This window comes from Streptomyces lycii (assembly GCF_009735685.1).
Lineage (GTDB): Bacteria > Actinomycetota > Actinomycetes > Streptomycetales > Streptomycetaceae > Streptomyces > Streptomyces lycii.
The window spans coordinates 1-18,176 of sequence record NZ_WHPN01000319.1 but is presented as its reverse complement, the minus strand read 5'-3'; the positions used below and the strand labels follow the sequence as shown (position 1 = coordinate 18,176).

15 protein-coding genes and 1 pseudogene are annotated in these 18,176 nt (G+C 72.4%); 3 read left to right on the top strand and 13 right to left on the bottom strand.

From position 1 onward, the window contains the following. Positions 1 to 513: pseudogene (locus GCU69_RS32730) on the top strand (serine/threonine protein kinase); the annotation flags it as partial. A gap of 138 nt (positions 514 to 651) precedes the next feature. Here GCU69_RS32730 and GCU69_RS19790 read toward each other — a convergent pair. Next, positions 652 to 1,272, bottom strand: coding sequence for a dienelactone hydrolase family protein (locus tag GCU69_RS19790; RefSeq protein ID WP_098751453.1), 621 nt, complete (start codon positions 1,270 to 1,272; stop codon positions 652 to 654). An 81-nt stretch (positions 1,273 to 1,353) separates the two neighbouring features. Between GCU69_RS19790 and GCU69_RS19785 the strand changes: the two genes are divergently transcribed. Continuing rightward, on the top strand, positions 1,354 to 2,514 hold the full coding sequence (locus GCU69_RS19785; RefSeq protein WP_098751470.1) for a mechanosensitive ion channel family protein: 1,161 nt from the start codon (positions 1,354 to 1,356) through the stop codon (positions 2,512 to 2,514). Positions 2,515 to 2,755: 241 nt separating this feature from the next. Here the strand turns inward: GCU69_RS19785 and GCU69_RS19780 are convergent, their stop codons facing one another. The 3 genes from GCU69_RS19780 to GCU69_RS19770 all read right to left on the bottom strand — a co-directional run bounded on the left by GCU69_RS19780 (position 2,756) and on the right by GCU69_RS19770 (position 5,373). After that, positions 2,756 to 3,697, bottom strand: a complete 942-nt coding sequence (locus tag GCU69_RS19780) for an RluA family pseudouridine synthase (protein WP_098751454.1) — start codon at positions 3,695 to 3,697, stop codon at positions 2,756 to 2,758. A gap of 214 nt (positions 3,698 to 3,911) precedes the next feature. Further along, a complete protein-coding gene (gene lspA, locus GCU69_RS19775; RefSeq protein WP_235978581.1) occupies positions 3,912 to 4,541 on the bottom strand; it encodes a signal peptidase II in 630 nt (209 codons plus the stop codon). 121 nt (positions 4,542 to 4,662) lie between these two features. Next, a complete protein-coding gene (locus GCU69_RS19770; protein WP_098751455.1) occupies positions 4,663 to 5,373 on the bottom strand; it encodes a TraR/DksA family transcriptional regulator in 711 nt (236 codons plus the stop codon). A gap of 695 nt (positions 5,374 to 6,068) precedes the next feature. On the opposite strand from GCU69_RS19770, the gene ileS reads away from it, so the two are divergent. Beyond that, positions 6,069 to 9,260: an isoleucine--tRNA ligase gene (gene ileS, locus GCU69_RS19765; protein WP_156206765.1), complete on the top strand. Its 3,192-nt coding sequence runs from the start codon at positions 6,069 to 6,071 to the stop codon at positions 9,258 to 9,260. A gap of 455 nt (positions 9,261 to 9,715) precedes the next feature. On the opposite strand, the gene GCU69_RS19760 is transcribed toward ileS, so the two are convergent. The 9 genes from GCU69_RS19760 to ftsW all read right to left on the bottom strand — a co-directional run bounded on the left by GCU69_RS19760 (position 9,716) and on the right by ftsW (position 18,174). Next, on the bottom strand, positions 9,716 to 10,846 hold the full coding sequence (locus GCU69_RS19760) for a DivIVA domain-containing protein (RefSeq protein ID WP_098751457.1): 1,131 nt from the start codon (positions 10,844 to 10,846) through the stop codon (positions 9,716 to 9,718). A 46-nt stretch (positions 10,847 to 10,892) separates the two neighbouring features. Further along, positions 10,893 to 11,177 (bottom strand): YggT family protein, encoded by a 285-nt coding sequence (locus tag GCU69_RS19755; protein WP_098751458.1) that lies wholly within the window; start codon positions 11,175 to 11,177, stop codon positions 10,893 to 10,895. Positions 11,178 to 11,233: 56 nt separating this feature from the next. Next, complete coding sequence (locus GCU69_RS19750; RefSeq protein WP_156206764.1) at positions 11,234 to 11,875, bottom strand: cell division protein SepF; 642 nt, start codon at positions 11,873 to 11,875, stop codon at positions 11,234 to 11,236. Between the two features lie 122 nt (positions 11,876 to 11,997). Beyond that, entirely contained in the window at positions 11,998 to 12,717 is a 720-nt protein-coding gene (locus tag GCU69_RS19745) for a YggS family pyridoxal phosphate-dependent enzyme (protein WP_156206766.1), read from the bottom strand. A gap of 2 nt (positions 12,718 to 12,719) precedes the next feature. Next, positions 12,720 to 13,469, bottom strand: coding sequence for a peptidoglycan editing factor PgeF (gene pgeF, locus GCU69_RS19740; RefSeq protein ID WP_098751459.1), 750 nt, complete (start codon positions 13,467 to 13,469; stop codon positions 12,720 to 12,722). 12 nt (positions 13,470 to 13,481) lie between these two features. Then, positions 13,482 to 14,699, bottom strand: coding sequence for a cell division protein FtsZ (ftsZ, locus tag GCU69_RS19735; protein WP_098751460.1), 1,218 nt, complete (start codon positions 14,697 to 14,699; stop codon positions 13,482 to 13,484). Positions 14,700 to 14,938: 239 nt separating this feature from the next. Next, on the bottom strand, positions 14,939 to 15,766 hold the full coding sequence (locus GCU69_RS19730; protein WP_098751461.1) for a cell division protein FtsQ/DivIB: 828 nt from the start codon (positions 15,764 to 15,766) through the stop codon (positions 14,939 to 14,941). Between the two features lie 89 nt (positions 15,767 to 15,855). Further along, positions 15,856 to 16,950 carry an undecaprenyldiphospho-muramoylpentapeptide beta-N-acetylglucosaminyltransferase gene (gene murG / locus GCU69_RS19725; RefSeq protein ID WP_098751462.1) on the bottom strand — a complete coding sequence of 365 codons (1,095 nt, stop codon included), beginning with the start codon at positions 16,948 to 16,950 and terminating at the stop codon, positions 15,856 to 15,858. A 6-nt stretch (positions 16,951 to 16,956) separates the two neighbouring features. Then, positions 16,957 to 18,174, bottom strand: a complete 1,218-nt coding sequence (ftsW, locus tag GCU69_RS19720) for a putative lipid II flippase FtsW (protein ID WP_235978580.1) — start codon at positions 18,172 to 18,174, stop codon at positions 16,957 to 16,959. Positions 18,175 to 18,176 lie beyond the last annotated feature (2 nt).

Here is an 18,176-nt window from a genome sequence, read left to right as displayed (position 1 = left end):
GTGGCCGCCGCCGCTGCCGTGGCCGGGGCCCTCGTGGCCTCCGGGGTCTATCTCGCCGCCCAGCCCGGCGGGGACTCCGTCGGCGGCGGCCCGGGCGCGGCCAGCCCGACGGGGGACGACCCGGAGCCCGGCAGCCCCACGACACCGGACGCGCCGGGCACCCCGGCCCCGACCCCGGAGGCCGGGACCTGGATCGCCCAGCTGGCCGCCGTGCCCTCCGCCGCGGGCCGCGCCGCCCGGGACGAGCGCCTTGCGGACGTACGGCGGCAGGTGCCGGAGGCCGTGCTGCTGCACACCGACGCCTTCGCCTCGCTGCGCCCCGGCCACTGGGTGGTGCACGCCGCCCGGCCGTTCGGCAGCGGCACCGAGGCGGTCGCGTTCTGCGCGGAACGGGGACGCACCACCCCCCGGGACTGCGCGGGCCGCTATCTGAGCCACAGCGCCGGGGACCGGGCGCTGATCTGTCACCCGGCCCCGGAAGGGGGCGCGACGGGCCGCTGCACCACCTCCTGACGCCCGGGGACGGCCGCCTCCGGCGCGCCGTCCCCGGGACCTTCCGTCGTCCGCACGCACGACATCGCCGGCGACACGTGGCACGGAGAGCGGGCCTGCGCACCGCCGTCAGGGTCCGGCCCTGCGCGGACCGGCCCGTTACAGCTCCGCCAGGAAGTCCAGCGCCACCGCCCAGGTCCGCTCGGCCGCCTCGGCGTCGTGGTCCGGCAGGTCCGGGTCGGTGTAGAGGTGGCCGGCGCCCGGATAGCGGTGCACCTCGACGTCGGCGCCCGCCCGGCGCATCCGGAGGTACCACGCGTTCAGCCAGTCGTGCGTCTCGAAGGGGTCCGGGTCGGCGACGTGGAGCTGGACCGGGAGGTCGTCGGCCCTCGCCCCGTCGGGGAGGTCCGAGGTGCCGTGCAGGAGCAGCAGCCCCCGGGCCTTCTCGTCGGCCAGGGCGAGGTTCTGCGCGATCGAACCGCCGAGCGAGAAGCCGGCGTAGACGACACCCTGGTCGGACACCGGCGCGGCGGCCGTGACGGCGCGCCGCAGCAGCTCGTCCGTGCCGATCTCCTCGCTGACCGCCCTGCCCTCCTCCACGGACCCGGCGGTGCGCCCCTCGTAGAGGTCCGGTACGAGCACCTCGTGCCCGGCACCGCGCAGCCGGGCCGCGGCGGCGTGCACGGCCGGTCGCAGCCCGTGAACACTGTGATAAAGAACAACCTTCGGAAGACCCGGCACCGGTCCCACTTCCCTGTCGACGGTTGGCAGTCTCCTCATCGTGCCAGTTACGGTCGGCAAAGGCCGGACCGCCCGGACCGGCCCGAGGAGGGATGACGAGTGTCCGTGGAACACCTCTCCATGGAGGAGGTCTTGCGCCCGGTGGTCGTGCTCGGCGGTGCCGTGGCGATCACCCTGGTGGTCGGCTGGTGCGCGGGCGTGGCGCTGCGCCGGACCGACGCCAGGCACCCCGAGACCCCGCTGTGGGGCATGCTGCGGCAGGCCCTGGTGCCGTTCCAGGTGGTGCTCTGCACGGCTCTGCTGCGCGGCTCGTACGACCAGGCGCATCTCGCCCCGGGCCACACGGTCGCCATCGGCCGGGTGCTGAGCCTGGTGCTCATCGGGGCCACGGCGTGGCTCGTGCTCCGTGTCGTCACGGCCGTCGTGGAGGCGTCGTACTCGCGCTATGCCGCCACGACCCGGGACCCCGCGCGGGTGCGCCGGGTGCGCACCCAGATCACGCTGATCCAGCGCGTGGTGTTCGCCGTGGTGTGCGTGGTGGCCGTTTCCGCGATGCTGCTGACCTTCCCCGCCATGCGGACCATCGGCACCTCGATGCTGGCCTCGGCCGGGCTGATCGGCATCGTGGCCGGTATAGCGGCCCAGTCCACGCTGGGCAATCTCTTCGCGGGGCTGCAGATCGCCTTCGGCGACATGGTGCGGATCGGCGACACGGTCGTGGTGAACGGCGAGTGGGGCACCGTGGAGGAGATCACCCTCACCTTCCTGACGGTGAAGACCTGGGACGAGCGCCGGTTCACGATGCCCGTGTCGTATTTCACGAGCCAGCCGTTCGAGAACTGGTCCCGCACCAGCCCGCAGATGACCGGCACCGTCTTCTTCCACCTCGACCACTCCGCGCCGGTCCAGGAGATGCGGGAGAAGCTGGGCGAGATCATGCCCACCATCGAGGCGTGGGACGGCCGCGACTGGAATCTCACGGTCACCGACTCCACGCCGAGCACCATGGAGGTGCGCGCGCTGGCCACCGCGCGTGACGGCGACACGCTCTGGACGGTGCGCGTGCAGATCCGGGAGCGGATGCTCAGCTGGCTGCGCGAGGAGCACCCGTACGCGCTGCCGCGGATCAACACGGCCCCCGCGATCCTGCCGCCGCAGGACCGGCCGGGCGGTGCCCCGCTGCCGCACCAGCAGCCGGCGGGCCGCTCGGCCGCCGACGCGGACACCCCCGCCGTCGAGAAGGCCGCCGGGCACGGACTGGAGAAGCAGCCCCGCAAGTGATCCGGCCGCCCGCGCGGCCCGTGGTGACGTCGTCCCCCGGCATTCCGCCGGGGGACGACGTCATGTCCCGTGTCCGCCCGGGCTCCCGGAACCCGCCGCCCCGGCCGCTCCCGCGGTGCGGACCGTGTGACCGGCCGCCGCGGCACCGGCACCCTCGCCGGCTCGCTCCCGCCCCACCGGCACCTCGCCGGCTCCCCCGGCACCGGCCCGCCCCGGCCGCCGCGGCGCCGGTGTGCGCGCGTTACGCGCTCTCGGACCGCACGATGGCGAGGGCCTGCTCCAGGTCCTCCGGATAGCCGCTCTCGAACTCGACCCAGCGGCCGTCCGCGGGATGCTCGAAGCCGAGCCGCACGGCGTGCAGCCACTGCCGGGTCAGCTTGAGCCGCTTCGCGAGCGTCGGGTCGGCGCCGTAGGTGAGGTCTCCCACACAGGGGTGCCGGTGCGCGGCCATGTGCACCCGGATCTGGTGGGTGCGGCCGGTCTCCAGCTTCACGTCGAGCAGGCTGGCGGCGCGGAACGCCTCGACGAGGTCGTAGTGCGTGACGCTCGGCTTGCCCTCGGCGGTGACGGCCCACTTGTAGTCGGCCTGCGGATGCCGGCCGATGGGTGCGTCGATGGTGCCGCTCATCGGATCGGGGTGGCCCTGGACGAGCGTGTGGTAGCGCTTGTCCACCGTGCGCTCCCGGAACTGCTGCTTGAGCAGGGTGTAGGCGCGCTCGGACTTGGCGACGACCATCAGCCCGGAGGTGCCGACGTCGAGCCGGTGCACGATGCCCTGCCGCTCGGCGGCGCCCGAGGTGGAGATCCGGTAGCCGGCGGCGGCCAGCCCGCCGATGACGGTGGTGCCGGTCCAGCCGGGGCTCGGATGCGCGGCCACCCCGACCGGCTTGGCGATCACGACGATGTCGTCGTCGTCGTGGACGATCTCCATGCCCTCCACGGGCTCGGCGACAATCTCCACCGGCGGCGCGGCGCGCGGCAGCTCGACCTCCATCCAGGAGCCGCCCGAGACCCGGTCGGACTTGCCCACGGCACTGCCGTCGACCTGGACCTTCCCGGCGGCGGCCAGCTCGGCCGCCTTCGTCCGGGAGAAGCCGAACATGCGGGCGATAGCGGCGTCGACGCGCTCGCCCTCCAGGCCGTCGGGTACGGGCAGCGTGCGGATTTCGGGGAGGGTGCTCACCCGTCGAGTATGCCGGACGCGGGAAGCCGGACCGCACGCCCGTCCCCCGCGGGCGGACGGCCGGGCCACGGGGGCGGGCCGCCGGGCCACGGAGGCGGGCGCCCGTCCCCCGCGGACGGGCCGCCGGGCCGCGAGGGGGGGGCCGGGTGGTCGTCCCGCCGGGACCGCTCGGCAGCGGCGGGCCCCGGTGACCGCCCGGGGCGCCGCCCGGCGGTCAGTCCCTGTGGACGGTGCCGTCCGGGTCCAGGCCGCGGAAGGACAGCAGCACGATCAGGATGCCGCCGCAGACGATCGCCGAGTCGGCGAGATTGAAGACGGCGAAGCCCTTCGGCGCGATGAAGTCCACGACGGCGCCCCGGAACACCCCGGGCGCCCGGAAGACGCGGTCCGTGAGATTGCCGAAGGCACCGCCGAGCAGCAGCCCGAGCGCGATCGCCCAGGGAAGGCTGTAGAGCTTGCGCGCCAGCCGGGCGATGACGACGATCACGGCCGTCGCGATCACCGTGAAGACGATGGTCAGCGCCTCACCGATGCCGAACGCCGCGCCCGGGTTGCGCACCGCCTCGAAGCGGAGCCACTCGCCGAGGACGGGGATCGGGTCGTGGTGCTCCAGCTTCGCCACCACGATCATCTTGCTGACCAGGTCGAGGACGTACGCCGTCGCGGCCACCGCCAGCAGCACGGCGATCCGCCGCCGTCCCCGGCCCGGGGCCGCCGTCGCCCCCTCCTCCCCCGGGCTGCCGGCCGCGCTGTCGGCCGAACTGTCGGCCGCGCTGTCACCGGCCTGTTCCGGCTCGGTCCGGTCAAAACCTGGAGTACCGATGGTCCGCTCCGCCTCTGCCACGTGAGTCCCTCAACCTCTGCTCGGCACCAGGCCACGCCCGGTCGAGACCGCCTGGTTGAGGACGAGGGTACGACACGGCGGCCACCGGGCCGCCGCCTCGCCCGTACTTCCCTCCCGGCCGCTACCGCCGCTCCTGCCGCTGCTTGCACTCCACGCACAGCGTGGCCCGCGGAAACGCCTGCATCCGGGCCTTGCCGATCGGGTTGCCGCAGGACTCGCAGAGCCCGTACGTCCCGGCGTCGAGGCGCTCCAGCACCCGCTCGGTCTGCTCCAGCATCTCGCGGGCGTTGGCGTTCAGGGCCATCTCGTGTTCCCGCGTGATGTTCTTCGTGCCGGTGTCGGCCTGGTCGTCGCCCGCGCCGTCGCCGGAGTCCCGCATCAGGCCGGTGATGGCCGCCTCGGAGGCGGTGATCTCGTTGCGCAGCCGTTCCGCCTCGCTGTGCAGCACCGTCCGCGCCTCGTCGACCTCTTCCGCCGACCACGGGTCCTCGCCGGGCCGTACGGCCAGTTCGCCCGGCTCTGCCGCCGCGCGGGCCTTGGGCACCGGCGAGGCCGCCGCGGCCGGAGTCTTCTTAGCAACCACCGTCTTGGCTCCCGTCTTCTCTGCGGGCGTCTTCTCCGCGGATTTCTTCGCCGGGGCGGCCGTGCCGGCCTGCTTCCCCGTTGCCGCCTTCTTCGCGGCCTTCTTCCCGAGTGTCTTCTTCCCGAGTGTCTTCCCCGCCGCTGCCGCGCTCCCGGCGGCCGCGGTTCTCCCGGGCGTCCCGGCCTGCTGCTCCGGGGCCGCCGTACCGGCCTGCTCCGTTCCCTTCACGGCGGGCTTCTTCGCCACCATGACCGCGGCCCCTTACATATTGTGATCTTGTTCGCGAATCGTGCTGGGACGATAAATCGACTCCGGGCCCGCGGCAACGGGGCACGCCGTCCGCCCGAAGGGCGTTCCGCCCTCCGCGAGCAGGCACTCCGCCGCACCGAGCACGAGCCTGACAGCGTTGTGCCCCGCGATCCGGGGCGTAACCCGCCTCTCCGCCGGAGCCGGGGCGGCGCCCCGGAGCGGACGCGGATCCGGCAGCGGGCGTATGGCCATTCGGGTCACGGGGGCGCGGGCGGCTGCCGCGCCGGGCGCGTGTCCGGTAAAGCCGGTGAGCCGGTGAGCCGGTGAAGCCGGTAGAGCCGGTGAAGCCGGTAAAGGGGTCGGCCGGCCGCGCCCCGGCCCCGTACACTGGGCCGAGCGAAAGGCGTGGAAGGGGACGAGTAGCTCCGTAACGCAGCCATGAGCGACCCGGGGACGGTGCGAGCCCGGGGGCCTGCCCGGTGCGAAGATCACCCCCGAGCCGCCGGAAGAAAGCACCGCGATCCCCGCGGGGCGAGTAGAACCGGCAGCGCACCCCAATGAGGGGGCCGAGGACGCGCGCTCACCGGCGCCGCCCCGGCCAAGGAGGGTGGTACCGCGGGAGCCGCAGGCTCTCGTCCCTCCGACGGACAGCACCATCACCACGAGCACGTGTCCGCCGGAGGAAAGAAACCCCGATGAGCCCGACGAGCCCGACGAGTCCGCAGCCGCAGTACCACCCCGTGCCGGCCCAGGTCGACCTGCCCGCGCTCGAGCACGCCGTGCTCGGCTTCTGGCGCGACAACAAGGTCTTCGCCCGCTCCCTGGAGCAGTCCGAGGGACGCCCGGAGTGGGTGTTCTACGAGGGCCCGCCGACCGCCAACGGCATGCCGGGAGCGCACCACATCGAGGCCCGCGTCTTCAAGGACGTCTTCCCGCGCTTCCGCACCATGCGCGGCTACCACGTCGGCCGCAAGGCCGGCTGGGACTGCCACGGCCTGCCGGTCGAGCTGGCGGTCGAGAAGGAGCTGGGCTTCAACGGCAAGAAGGACATCGAGGCCTACGGCATCGCGGAGTTCAACGCGAAGTGCCGGGAGTCGGTGACCCGCCACACCGACGCCTTCTCCCAGCTCACCACGCGCATGGGCTACTGGGTCGACCTCGACGACGCCTACCGCACCATGGATCCCGAGTACGTCGAGTCGGTCTGGTGGTCGCTGAAGGAGATCTTCAACAAGGGGCTGCTGGTCCAGGACCACCGTGTCGCCCCGTGGTGCCCCCGCTGCGGCACCGGCCTCTCCGACCACGAACTGGCCCAGGGCTACGAGACGGTCGTCGACCCCTCCGTCTACGTGCGCTTCCCCGTGACCTCCGGCCCGCTCGCCGGCGAGGCCGCGCTGCTGGTGTGGACGACGACGCCCTGGACGCTGGTCTCCAACACCGCCGTCGCCGCCCACCCCGAGGTCCGCTACGTGGTCGCCACGGACGGCACCGAGAAGCTGGTCGTCGCCGAACCGCTGCTGGAGAAGGCGCTCGGGGAAGGCTGGGAGGCCACCGGGGAGTCCTTCACCGGCGCCGAGATGGAGCGCTGGGCGTACCGCCGCCCGTTCGACCTCGTCACCATCGAGGACGCGCACTTCGTCGTGGGCGCCGAGTACGTCACCACCGAGGACGGCACCGGACTGGTGCACCAGTCCCCCGCGTTCGGCGAGGACGACCTCAAGGTCTGCCGCTCCTACGGCCTCCCGGTGGTCAACCCGGTGCGCCCCGACGGCACCTTCGAGGAGGAACTGCCCCTCGTCGGCGGCCAGTTCTTCAAGAAGGCCGACGAGGACCTCGTCGCCGACCTGGACGGCCGCGGGCTGCTCTTCCGGCACCTGCCCTACGAGCACAGCTATCCGCACTGCTGGCGCTGCCACACCGCGCTGCTGTACTACGCCCAGCCGTCCTGGTACATCCGCACCACCCAGGTCAAGGACGCCCTGCTCCGGGAGAACGAGCACACCAACTGGTTCCCGGACTCGGTCAAGCACGGCCGCTTCGGCGACTGGCTGAACAACAACATCGACTGGGCGCTCTCCCGCAACCGCTACTGGGGCACCCCGCTGCCCGTCTGGCGCTGCGCCGAGGACCACCTCACCTGCGTCGGCTCGCTCGCCGAGCTGACCGAGCTGACCGGCACCGACCAGTCCGGCCTGGACCCGCACCGGCCGTACATCGACGAGGTCACCTTCACCTGCACCGCCGACGACTGCTCGCTGGAGGCCGTCCGCGTCCCCGAGGTCATCGACGCCTGGTACGACTCGGGGTCGATGCCGTTCGCGCAGTGGGGCTACCCGTACCGCAACAAGGAACTCTTCGAGAAGCGCTACCCGGCGCAGTTCATCTGCGAGGCCATCGACCAGACCCGCGGCTGGTTCTACACGCTGATGGCCGTCGGCACCCTGGTCTTCGACAAGTCCTCCTACGAGAACGTGGTCTGCCTGGGCCACATCCTCGCCGAGGACGGCCGCAAGATGTCCAAGCACCTGGGCAACATCCTGCAGCCCATCGAGCTGATGGAGCGGCACGGCGCGGACGCCGTCCGCTGGTTCATGGCCGCCGGCGGCTCCCCGTGGGCCGCGCGCCGGGTCGGTCACGGCACGATCCAGGAGGTCGTCCGCAAGACGCTGCTGACCTACTGGAACACCGTCGCCTTCCAGGCTCTCTACGCCCGCACCTCGGGCTGGGCCCCGGGCCCGCAGGACCCGGCCCCCGCGGACCGTCCGGTGCTCGACCGCTGGCTGCTGAGCGAGCTGAACACGCTCACCGCCGACGTCACCGAGGCCCTGGAGGGATACGACACCCAGCGCGCCGGAAAGCTCGTCTCCGCGTTCGTGGACGACCTGTCCAACTGGTACGTCCGCCGCTCGCGGCGCCGCTTCTGGCAGGGCGACGCGGCCGCGCTGCGCACCCTGCACGAGGTGATCGAGACGGTCACCCGGCTGATGGCCCCGCTGGTGCCGTTCATCACCGAGCGGGTCTGGCAGGACCTGATCGTCCCGGTCACCCCGGACGCCGCCGACTCCGTCCACCTCACCTCCTGGCCGGAGCCGGACGCCGCGTCGGTCGACCCGGAGCTGTCGGTGCGGATGCGGCTGGTGCGGCGGCTGGTCGAGCTGGGCCGGGCCACGCGTGCCGAGTCCGGTGTGAAGACCCGGCAGCCGCTGTCCCGGGCACTGGTCGCCGCCGCGGGGTTCGAGTCGCTCTCGCCGGAGCTGCGCGCCCAGATCACCGAGGAGCTGAACGTCAGCTCGCTCGCCTCGCTCTCGGAGGTGGGCGGCTCGCTGGTCGACACCACGGCCAAGGCGAACTTCCGGGCCCTGGGCAAGCGCTTCGGCAAGGGCGTCCAGGCCGTCGCCAAGGCCGTCGCCGCCGCGGACGCCGCCGCCCTGTCGCTCGCGCTCCGCGAGGGCACGGCCTCGGTCGAGGTCGACGGCGAGACGGTCGCCCTGGCGCCGGACGAGGTCATCATCACCGAGACCCCGCGCGAGGGATGGTCGGTCGCCTCCGACTCGGGCGCGACCGTCGCCCTGGATCTGGAGATCACTCCGGAGCTGCGCCGGGCCGGGCTGGCCCGGGACGCGATCCGGCTGATCCAGGAGGCCCGCAAGAACAGCGGCCTGGACGTGGCCGACCGGATCGCGCTGCGCTGGTCGTCGGCGGACGAGGAGGTCCGGCAGGCGCTGACCGAGCACCGGGAGCTGGTCGCGGACGAGGTGCTGGCGCAGGACTTCGCCGAGGCCGCCGCCGGGTCGGACGTCGGCGCCGGTGCGGCCCCGGGCGGGGGCTTCGGTGAGCCGTTCACGGACGAGGGCCTCGGGCTGACCTTCCGGCTGCGCAAGGTCTGACCGCTCCCCCTCTGCTCGCTGTCGGCGCGGCCGCGCACGGACGGATTCCCGTCGGTGCGCGGCCGCGCCTTCGTCGTCCCGGCGCCCGGAACCGCGCGCCGTCCGTCTCCCCGCGTGCCGAGGCCGGTCACTCCGAGGCGGCCCGCGCCGGGGCCCGCTGCTCCTGGCCCGCGCCTCCGGACCCTCGCCTGCGGGGCCCTCGCCTCCGGGACCCGTGAACGGGAAAGCCGTCCCGCCACCGGCGCCCGGGGCCGCGTACGGAAGAACACACGGGGGCGGGACACCGGGGGACGCACCAGGCGCGGCCGTGGACCGCCCACGCGGCCTCCGACGCGAGGTACGAGAACCCACGGGCCCCCGCAGCGCCGCCGGGAACACACAGGGCCGGGCCCGGAGGATNTCCTCCGGGCCCGGCCCTGTGATGTGCCGACGGGTGCGCCTGGGGCGCGGACCGTCTAGTTGTCGTCCTCGTCGATGAGGAAGCCGCGCATCGGCGACGGAGCCTGCTGCATGGGCTGCGGGCCCTGCGGCCGCACCGGTGCCATCGGCTGGGTCATCGCCGGGGACATCTGCTGCTGGCTGCCGTACGAGGGACCGTTGCCGTTCCCCGGACCGCCGTGGCCGCCCATCTGCTGGTTGCCGCCCATGGTGTGGCCGCCCATCGAACCGGCGCCGGCGCCGGCCATCGACGGGGACGGCGGCAGCGACGCGGCCGCCGGGGCGCTGCGCGGCGGGGCGAGCGAGTCGTCGGCCTGGTTCTCCAGCTGGCGCAGCTGGCTCTCCAGGTACGACTTCAGCCGGGTGCGGTACTCCCGCTCGAAGCCGCGCAGGTCCTCGACCTTGCGCTCCAGCGTGGCGCGGGCGGACTCCAGGGAGCCCATCGCGACACGGTGCTTCTCCTGGGCGTCCCGCTCCAGGGCGTCGGCCTTGGCGCGGGCGTCCCGCTCCAGGCCCTCGGCGCGGCTGCGGGCCTCACCGACGATCTTGTTGGCCTCGGAACGGGCCTCCGCGATCGCCTGGTCGGCGGTCTGCTGGGCCAGCGACAGCACGCGCGCGGCACCGCCGTCACCGCCACCGGGGCCGCCCATGCCGCCGGGGCCGCCCGGGCCGCCGTGCTGCTGCATGTGCTGGCCGGGGCCACCGGGACCGCCCATCGGGCCGCCCATGTGACCGGGACCGCCCTGGCCGCCCATCGGGCCGGGGCCGTGCGGGCCCTGGGGACCGCCGGGTCCGCCCTGCGGTCCGTGGCCGCCGGGGCCTGCGGGCAGCTGGGGTGCTCCGCCGGGCAGCTGGGGCGGGCCCATCTGCTGCTGCGGAGGCACCGGCTGCGGGCCCGATATGGCGGCGGGCACCGGTCCACCGGGCCGGTCCTGCTGCTCGGGCTTGCGCATGTTCTGCTGCTGGTTCTGGGCGGCGCGCGTCGCGGCCGCGAGCTTGGCCCGCAGGTCCTCGTTCTCGCGCAGCAGCCTGGTCAGCTCGGCTTCGACCTCGTCGAGGAAGGCATCGACCTCGTCCTCGTCATAACCTTCTCGGAGGCGGACGGTCGTGAACTGCTTGTTCCGAACGTCCTCTGGGGTCAACGGCATCTCTTCACCTCAACGTAGTCGTCGGCAATCGGCAAGACCGTATCGTTCACAGCTGCCCCACGACGGAGATCAGGATGTAGACGATGATCATCAGTACGAAGAAGGACAGGTCGAGCGCCACGCCCCCGAAACGCAGCGGCGGAATGAACCGCCGCAGAAGTTTGAGTGGCGGATCAGTGACAGTGTAGGTCGCCTCCAAAGCGACGACCATCGCCCGCCCGGGTTGCCAGGAACGGGCGAATTGGAACACATAGTCCATGACCAACCGGAAAATCAATACGATCAGGAAGCACATCAGCGCGATGTAGATCACCTGTAGTGCGATGTCCATCTCGCGCTTCCCTCTCCCCTTGCCCGTGTGCCGGGCCGTATGTCCGGTGTTGCGTGTCAGCTCTGGTTGAAGAACCCGCCCTCGGCGATGCGGGCCTTGTCCTCCGCCGTGACATCGACGTTAGCAGGCGACAACAGGAACACCTTCTGCGTCACTCGCTCAATGCTCCCGTGCAGACCGAACACGAGACCGGCGGCAAAGTCGACAAGTCGCTTCGCGTCGGTGTCGTCCATCTCGGTCAGATTCATGATCACCGGGGTGCCCTCACGGAAGTGTTCCCCGATGGTACGGGCCTCGTTGTAGGTCCGGGGGTGCAGTGTCGTGATCCGGTAGGGCTCCCGCTCGGACACAACCTTGGGCATGATCACCGGCGCGTTCTTCTCCAGATTCTGGCGTTCGGGTGTGATGGATGCCACGGGGGCGATTCGGGCGGGTCGTCCGCTTTCCGCCGCGACGGCCACCGGCTCGCGCTGCGCGGGAGGTTGGACAACTCGTACCGGCTCGTCCGGTTCTGCCCGTTCCGCCGGGTGTGGCTGATGCTGCCGGGGCGTCCGGCCCGGATCTCCCCCGGCGTGGCCGCCGGGATGTGCGCCCAGCTCCGGCTCGAACTCGTCGTCGGGGTCGAACCCCCTGCCGTCGTACCCATCGTCCTCCACGAGGCCGAGGTAGACCGCCATCTTGCGCATTGCGCCGGCCATGCTCCGCATCCTCCGCTCTGTGGTGGATCGGCTCCGTCACCGGTCGCCCTGGATCCACGTGGCCCGCCCGCTTGGCACGGGAATGACCATATTTTCTGCTGTGGTCCGACTTCTTGGCGACGTTACCGGAGCGCGGGTCTGACTCCGAGCACCGCGGTACCGACGCGTACATGTGTCGCTCCGGCCCGCACGGCGTCCTCGAGATCCGTGCTCATACCTGCCGAGACCATGTTCGCAGCAGGATGGCTCGCGCGCAGGCCGGATGAGATTTCCAGCAGCCGTTCGAACGCGGCCCGTTGGCGTCCGGCGTACGGGCCGGCGAGCGGCGCGACCGTCATCACCCCGTCCAGCCGCAGCCCGTCCGCCGCCGCGACGGCGTCCGCGACCGCCGGGACCCCGTCCGGGGCCACTCCGCCCCGCGCGCCCGCCTGCCCGGACTCGGCGTCCAGGGCGACTTGCACCAAGCAGCCGATCTCGCGTCCGGCCCGGACCGCGGCCGCCGACAGCGCGCGGACCAGCTTGACTCGGTCCACGGACTGCACCATATCGGCATAACCAACCACGGAACGGACTTTGTTGGTCTGAAGCTGTCCCACGAAGTGCCAGGTCAGCGGCAGTTCGGCACACTCCGCCGCCTTGGGTGCGGCGTCCTGGTCCCGGTTCTCCGCGACGTGCCGCACCCCCAGCCCGGCGAGCAGCCGTACGTCGTCGGCCGGGTAGGTCTTGGTGACCACGATCGTGGTCACCTCCTCCCGCTTCCGCCCGGCGTCCTCGCACGCGGCGGAGATTCGTTCCTCCAGCCGTTCGAGATTCGTGGCGAGTTCAGCTCTGCGATCGGTCACGTTCACCCGTCCAACCAGACATAACCGGCGAGTCGGCCCGTGGTGCGGTCCCGCCGGTACGAGAAGTGGTCCGGCGACTCCCGGGTGCAGACGGCGGACAGCCCGATGTCCCGCACCCCGAGCCGCTCCAGTTGCGCGCGGACCCCGGCGGCCACGTCCACGGCGGGCGTCCCCCACCCGGTCACGGCCGCCGCCTCGGGCACCGCGGCCGCCACGTCGTCCCGCATGGCCTCCGGGACCTCGTAGCAACGGCCGCACACCGCGGGGCCGGTGCGCGCGGTGATCCGGGACGGTACGGCCCCGAGTCCGGCCATCGCCTCGACGACGGCCGGGACGACTCCGGCGACGAGCCCGGGACGGCCCGCGTGGGCGGCGCCCGCGACACCTGCGGCCGGGTCGGCCAGCAGGACCGGGACGCAGTCGGCGGTGAGGACCGCGAGGGCGAGGCCCGGGCGTGCCGTCACCACCGCGTCCACGGCCGGGACGTCGCGCGCGGCGCCGTCCTCCCCGCGGGGCCACGGGGCGTCGGCCACGGCCACGTCACGGCCGTGCACCTGGTTCATCCAGACCACCCGCTCCGCGTCGAGGCCGAGCGCCTCGGCGGCGAGCTTCCGGTTGGCCCGTACGGCCCCGGGCGTGTCGCCGACGGCGCCGCCGAGGTTGAGCCGGTCGTACGGAGCGGCGCTCACCCCGCCCCACCGGTCGGTGAAGGCGAAGTGCGCGCCGCTCGTCGCGTATCGCTGTCCTATCACGTGCGCTTCGGCCTACTTGAGGAAGTCCGGCACGTCGAGCTCCTCCGCCTGGCTGTCCGAGTACGGACGGGCCGGCGGCACCTGCGGCGGTGCGGCCGGGGGCGAGGGAACCTCGCCCGCAGGGGCGCTCTCGGCCGGCTCCGGGTCCTCCTCGCGCGCGGCGACGCTGCCGAGGCCGCCGAACGACGGCCGGACCGGCTCCGCCGGAGCGGAGGAGGACGGCTCCTCCCGGCCGCTGTAGGAACCGAGCACCTTGTCCCGGCCCTGGGCCTTCGAGGGCGGCTGTCCGCCGTCGAAGCCCGCGGCGATCACGGTGACCCGCACCTCGTCGCCGAGCGCGTCGTCGATGACCGCGCCGAAGATGATGTTCGCCTCGGGGTGGGCCGCCTCGCTGACCAGTTGGGCGGCCTCGTTGATCTCGAACAGGCCGAGGTCGGAGCCGCCGGAGATGGAGAGCAGCACCCCGCGGGCGCCGTCGATGGACGCCTCCAGCAGGGGCGAGGAGATCGCCATCTCGGCCGCGGCCACCGCGCGGTCGTCGCCGCGCGCCGAGCCGATGCCCATGAGGGCCGAGCCGGCCTCGGACATCACCGACTTGACGTCGGCGAAGTCGAGGTTGATCAGACCGGGGGTGGTGATGAGGTCGGTGATGCCCTGGACACCCGACAGCAGCACCTGGTCCGCGGACTTGAACGCGTCGAGCACGCTCACCTGACGGTCCGAGATGGACAGCAGGCGGTCGTTCGGGATCACGATCAGGGTGTCGACCTCGTCGCGCAGGCCGGCGATGCCGTCCTCGGCCTGGTTCGCGCGACGGCGGCCCTCGAAGGTGAACGGGCGGGTGACGACGCCGATCGTGAGGGCGCCGAGCGAGCGTGCGATGTTGGCGACCACGGGCGCGCCGCCGGTGCCGGTGCCACCGCCCTCGCCCGCCGTGACGAAGACCATGTCGGCCCCCTTGAGGACCTCCTCGATCTCCTCGCGGTGGTCCTCGGCCGCCTTGCGGCCGACGTCCGGGTTGGCGCCTGCGCCCAGGCCGCGGGTCAGCTCGCGGCCGACATCGAGCTTGACGTCGGCGTCGCTCATCAGGAGGGCCTGTGCGTCGGTGTTGATCGCGATGAACTCGACGCCCTTGAGACCGACCTCGATCATCCGGTTGATGGCGTTCACGCCACCGCCGCCGATGCCGACGACCTTGATGACTGCGAGGTAGTTCTGCGGTGCTGCCACGTCGAAGGCCTCTCGCCTCGAGTTACGTATGCCGGTGGGCCGGTTCGAACTCCGACCCGAACCCTAACGGTGAAGTTTAGGGTTACCAGTGTGTCTGGCCCTTGGAGCCTTCGAACGAGACACTAAGTCGACAAGTGCTGCGCGTTCAACGAACACGCCGAACCTCCCGTTTTTCTTTTCACCCTATGTGATCGCACTTGCCCCCGGCCACCTGGGGTGAGAGCTTCCCCCGCACTCCGTCAACTTCCGGACACGGCAGGGGCACTGGGGATGCTGACATCGAAGTGCTCGGCATTCCGAGCGGTTTTCAGCAATGCGAGAAGAGTCCGGGCCTTCTCGTCGGCGCGTTCACTCGAACCCCACACGACCGTGCGACCACCCGTCAGCTCCAGGGTGACGGAGTCGTAGGAGCGGACCCGGACGACCCGGGTGTCCCGGTGGACGGCGGCGGGCAGCCCCGCGGCCACGCGCACCGCCTCGCGCCGCAGCCGGCCGGCCGGAAAACGGCTCAGACTGGGCGAATCGGAGACGTCCAGATCCAGCAGCGGAACACCCTCGGGAGCGCGGTCCACGGTGGCGTACCGCACACCTTTGCCGTCCACTTCGATGAACTTTCCGCCCTTTTCGAGGAGCAGTTCCGGCTTTCGCTCCGTCACATTCAGGCGAATGGTGTGCGGCCACTCCCGTTCGGCCTCCGCGGATTCCAGGCGCGGCAGTCTCTCCTCGAGCCGGGCGGCGACCGCGTCGGTGTCCACCGAAACGAGCGGCGCGTTCAGCGGGACGGAAGCCGCACGGCGGAGTTCATCCGGCGTCAGAACGCGGCCGCCCGCGGTGGTCACCTGCTCCACCCGCACCCACGAGGAGCCGTAGAGGAGCCAGAAGGCCGCCGCCGCGAGCAGCGCCGCGGACAGCACCGAGATGATGATCCCACCGGGACTCGGGCGGGGCGGCCGCCATCCGGTGCGCCGCGGCCCGCCCCCCTCGCCCCCGTCCCCGGCCGGGGACGGCGGGCCGGACAGCGGCCGTGTGTGCTCCTCGCCGCGCCGGGCGGTCTTCTGTCCGGCCACGCTCCCCTGCTCTCCCGCGCCCCGGGCGCCGTGTTCCGCGCCCGGGGCGCCGTGCTGTCCCGCGCCCCGGCGCTCGTCCGTGGCCGGCCTCAGCCGGCCCTGCGTGCGGCAATCGCCTCGTACACCATGCCGACCAGCAGCTCGTCGGCGTCCCTGCGGCCGAACTCCGCGGCCGCCCGGGACATCTCGTACAGCCGGTGCGGGTCGGCGAGCACCGGGAGCACCTGGCCCTGGACCCATTCGGGCGTCAGTTCGGCGTCGTCGACGAGCAGTCCGCCGCCCGCCTTGACCACCGGCTGGGCGTTGAGCCGCTGTTCGCCGTTGCCGATCGGCAGCGGTACGTAGGCGGCCGGCAGCCCGACGGCGGACAGCTCGGCGACGGTCATCGCGCCCGCCCGGCAGAGCATCATGTCCGCCGCGGCGTAGGCCAGATCCATCCGGTCCACATACGGTACCGGGATGTACGGCGGCATTCCCGGCATGTTGTCGACCTGCGGCAGTTCGTTCTTCGGTCCCACGGCGTGCAGGATCTGGATGCCCGAACGCTGGAGGACCGGCGCGACCGCCTGGACGACCTCGTTCAGCCGGCGCGCCCCCTGGGAACCACCGGACACCAGCAGCGTCGGCAGGTTCTGGTCGAGCCCGAACGCCGCGCGGGCCTCCGGCCGGGCCGCGGCCCGGTCGAGCGTCGCAATGGTGCGGCGCAGCGGGATGCCGACGTAGCGGGCACCGCGCAGCTTGCTGTCCGGGGTGGACACCGCGACGGCCGCCGCGTAGCGGGAGCCGATCTTGTTGGCGAGTCCGGGCCGGGCGTTGGCCTCGTGGACGATGATCGGCACCCCGAGGCGCTTGGCCGCGAGATAGCCGGGCAGCGCCACATAGCCGCCGAACCCGACGACGCAGTCGGCCCGGGTCCGCTCCAGGATCTGCTCGGCCGCCTTGATGGTGCCGCGCAGCCGTCCCGGGACGGTGATGAGTTCCGGAGTGGGTTTGCGTGGCAGCGGCACCGCCGGGATCAGTCCCAGTTCGTAGCCCCGCTCGGGCACCAGCCGGGTCTCGAGTCCACGCTCCGTGCCCAGGGCCGTGATGCCCACGGCCGGGTCCTGCCTCCGCAGGGCGTCCGCGAGGGCGAGCGCGGGCTCGATGTGGCCGGCGGTCCCCCCACCGGCGAGTACGACATGCACCGAAATTCACCGCTCTCCGGACGGCGGCCTGCCGGCACGCCGTCTCATCGTCTTCCTTCTCATCCGGGCCCGCCATCTCTTCGGATGGAACCGCCCGGGGTAAGGCTGCCGCATGGCCAGTGCCGCCCGCGCGGCGGGCTCGCTGCGCGCGAACGCGATCAGCAGCCCGACGGCGAACATGGTCGGCAGCAGGGCTGACCCTCCGTAGGAGACGAGCGGGAGCGGGACACCGGCGATCGGCAGCAGGCCGAGCACCGCACCGATGTTGATCACGGCCTGGGCCGTGATCCAGGTGGTCACACCTCCCGCGGCGTACCTCACGAAGGGGTCCTCCGTGCGTCCGGCCACGCGGATACCCGCATAGCCTAGAGCCGCGAAGAGGACGAGCACCGACAGCGTCCCCGCCAGGCCGAGTTCCTCCCCGGTCACGGCGAAGATGAAGTCGGTGTGCGGTTCCGGGAGTTCACCCCATTTCTCCACACTCGCCCCGAGCCCGGAGCCGAACCAGCCGCCGTTGGCGAGCGCGTAGATCCCGTGCACCGCCTGCCAGCACTGGTCGTTGGCGCCGGGGTCGGTGGCCCCCAGGCACTCCAGCCGTGCCAGCCGGTTCGGGTTGGTGGCGATGAGGACGGCGCCGACGGCCCCGGCGAAGGCCAGCACGCTCGCGAACAGCCGGGTCGGGGCCCCGGCGAGCCAGAGCAGCCCGAAGAGGATCGCGGTCAGGATCACCGCGGTGCCCATGTCACCGCCGAGCATGATCAGGCCGAGCAGCAGGAACGCCGCCGGGACGAGCGGCACCAGCAGGTGCTTCCACTGCGCCAGCAGCTTCTTCTCCTGCTTGCGGGCGAGCAGGTCCGCGCCCCACAGGACGAGGGCGAGCTTGCCGAACTCGCTGGGCTGGAGCTGGAACGAGCCGGCGATCTGGAGCCAGTTCCGGTTGCCGTTGACGGCGTGCCCCAGCCCCGGCACCTGCACCAGGGCCATCAGGAAGAGCGAGCAGGCGAGCAGCGGGTATGCCAGGCCGCGGTGCAGCCGGACCGGCATCCGCGAGGCCACGAGGAGCAGCACCGCGCCGATCACGGCGGCCACCAGCTGCTTGCTGAAGAAGTACGTGGAGGCCAGCTCGGATTCCAGGGCCTGGATCTGGGAGGCCGAGAAGACCATCACCAGGCCCAGCACGGTCAGCAGCAGCCCGCTGCCGAAGATCAGGTAATAGGCCGTCAGCG

Excerpts from the sequence above, each read along its gene's own strand:
- GCU69_RS19790 (WP_098751453.1), bottom strand. The coding sequence starts at position 1,272 with ATGAGGAGACTGCCAACCGTCGACAGGGAAGTGGGACCGGTGCCGGGT.
- GCU69_RS19750 (WP_156206764.1), bottom strand. The coding sequence starts at position 11,875 with ATGGCCGGCGCAATGCGCAAGATGGCGGTCTACCTCGGCCTCGTGGAG.
- ileS (WP_156206765.1), top strand. The coding sequence starts at position 6,069 with ATGAGCCCGACGAGCCCGACGAGTCCGCAGCCGCAGTACCACCCCGTG.
- GCU69_RS19760 (WP_098751457.1), bottom strand. The coding sequence starts at position 10,846 with ATGCCGTTGACCCCAGAGGACGTTCGGAACAAGCAGTTCACGACCGTC.
- GCU69_RS19785 (WP_098751470.1), top strand. The coding sequence starts at position 1,354 with ATGGAGGAGGTCTTGCGCCCGGTGGTCGTGCTCGGCGGTGCCGTGGCG.
- GCU69_RS19770 (WP_098751455.1), bottom strand. The coding sequence starts at position 5,373 with ATGGTGGCGAAGAAGCCCGCCGTGAAGGGAACGGAGCAGGCCGGTACG.
- GCU69_RS19755 (WP_098751458.1), bottom strand. The coding sequence starts at position 11,177 with ATGGACATCGCACTACAGGTGATCTACATCGCGCTGATGTGCTTCCTG.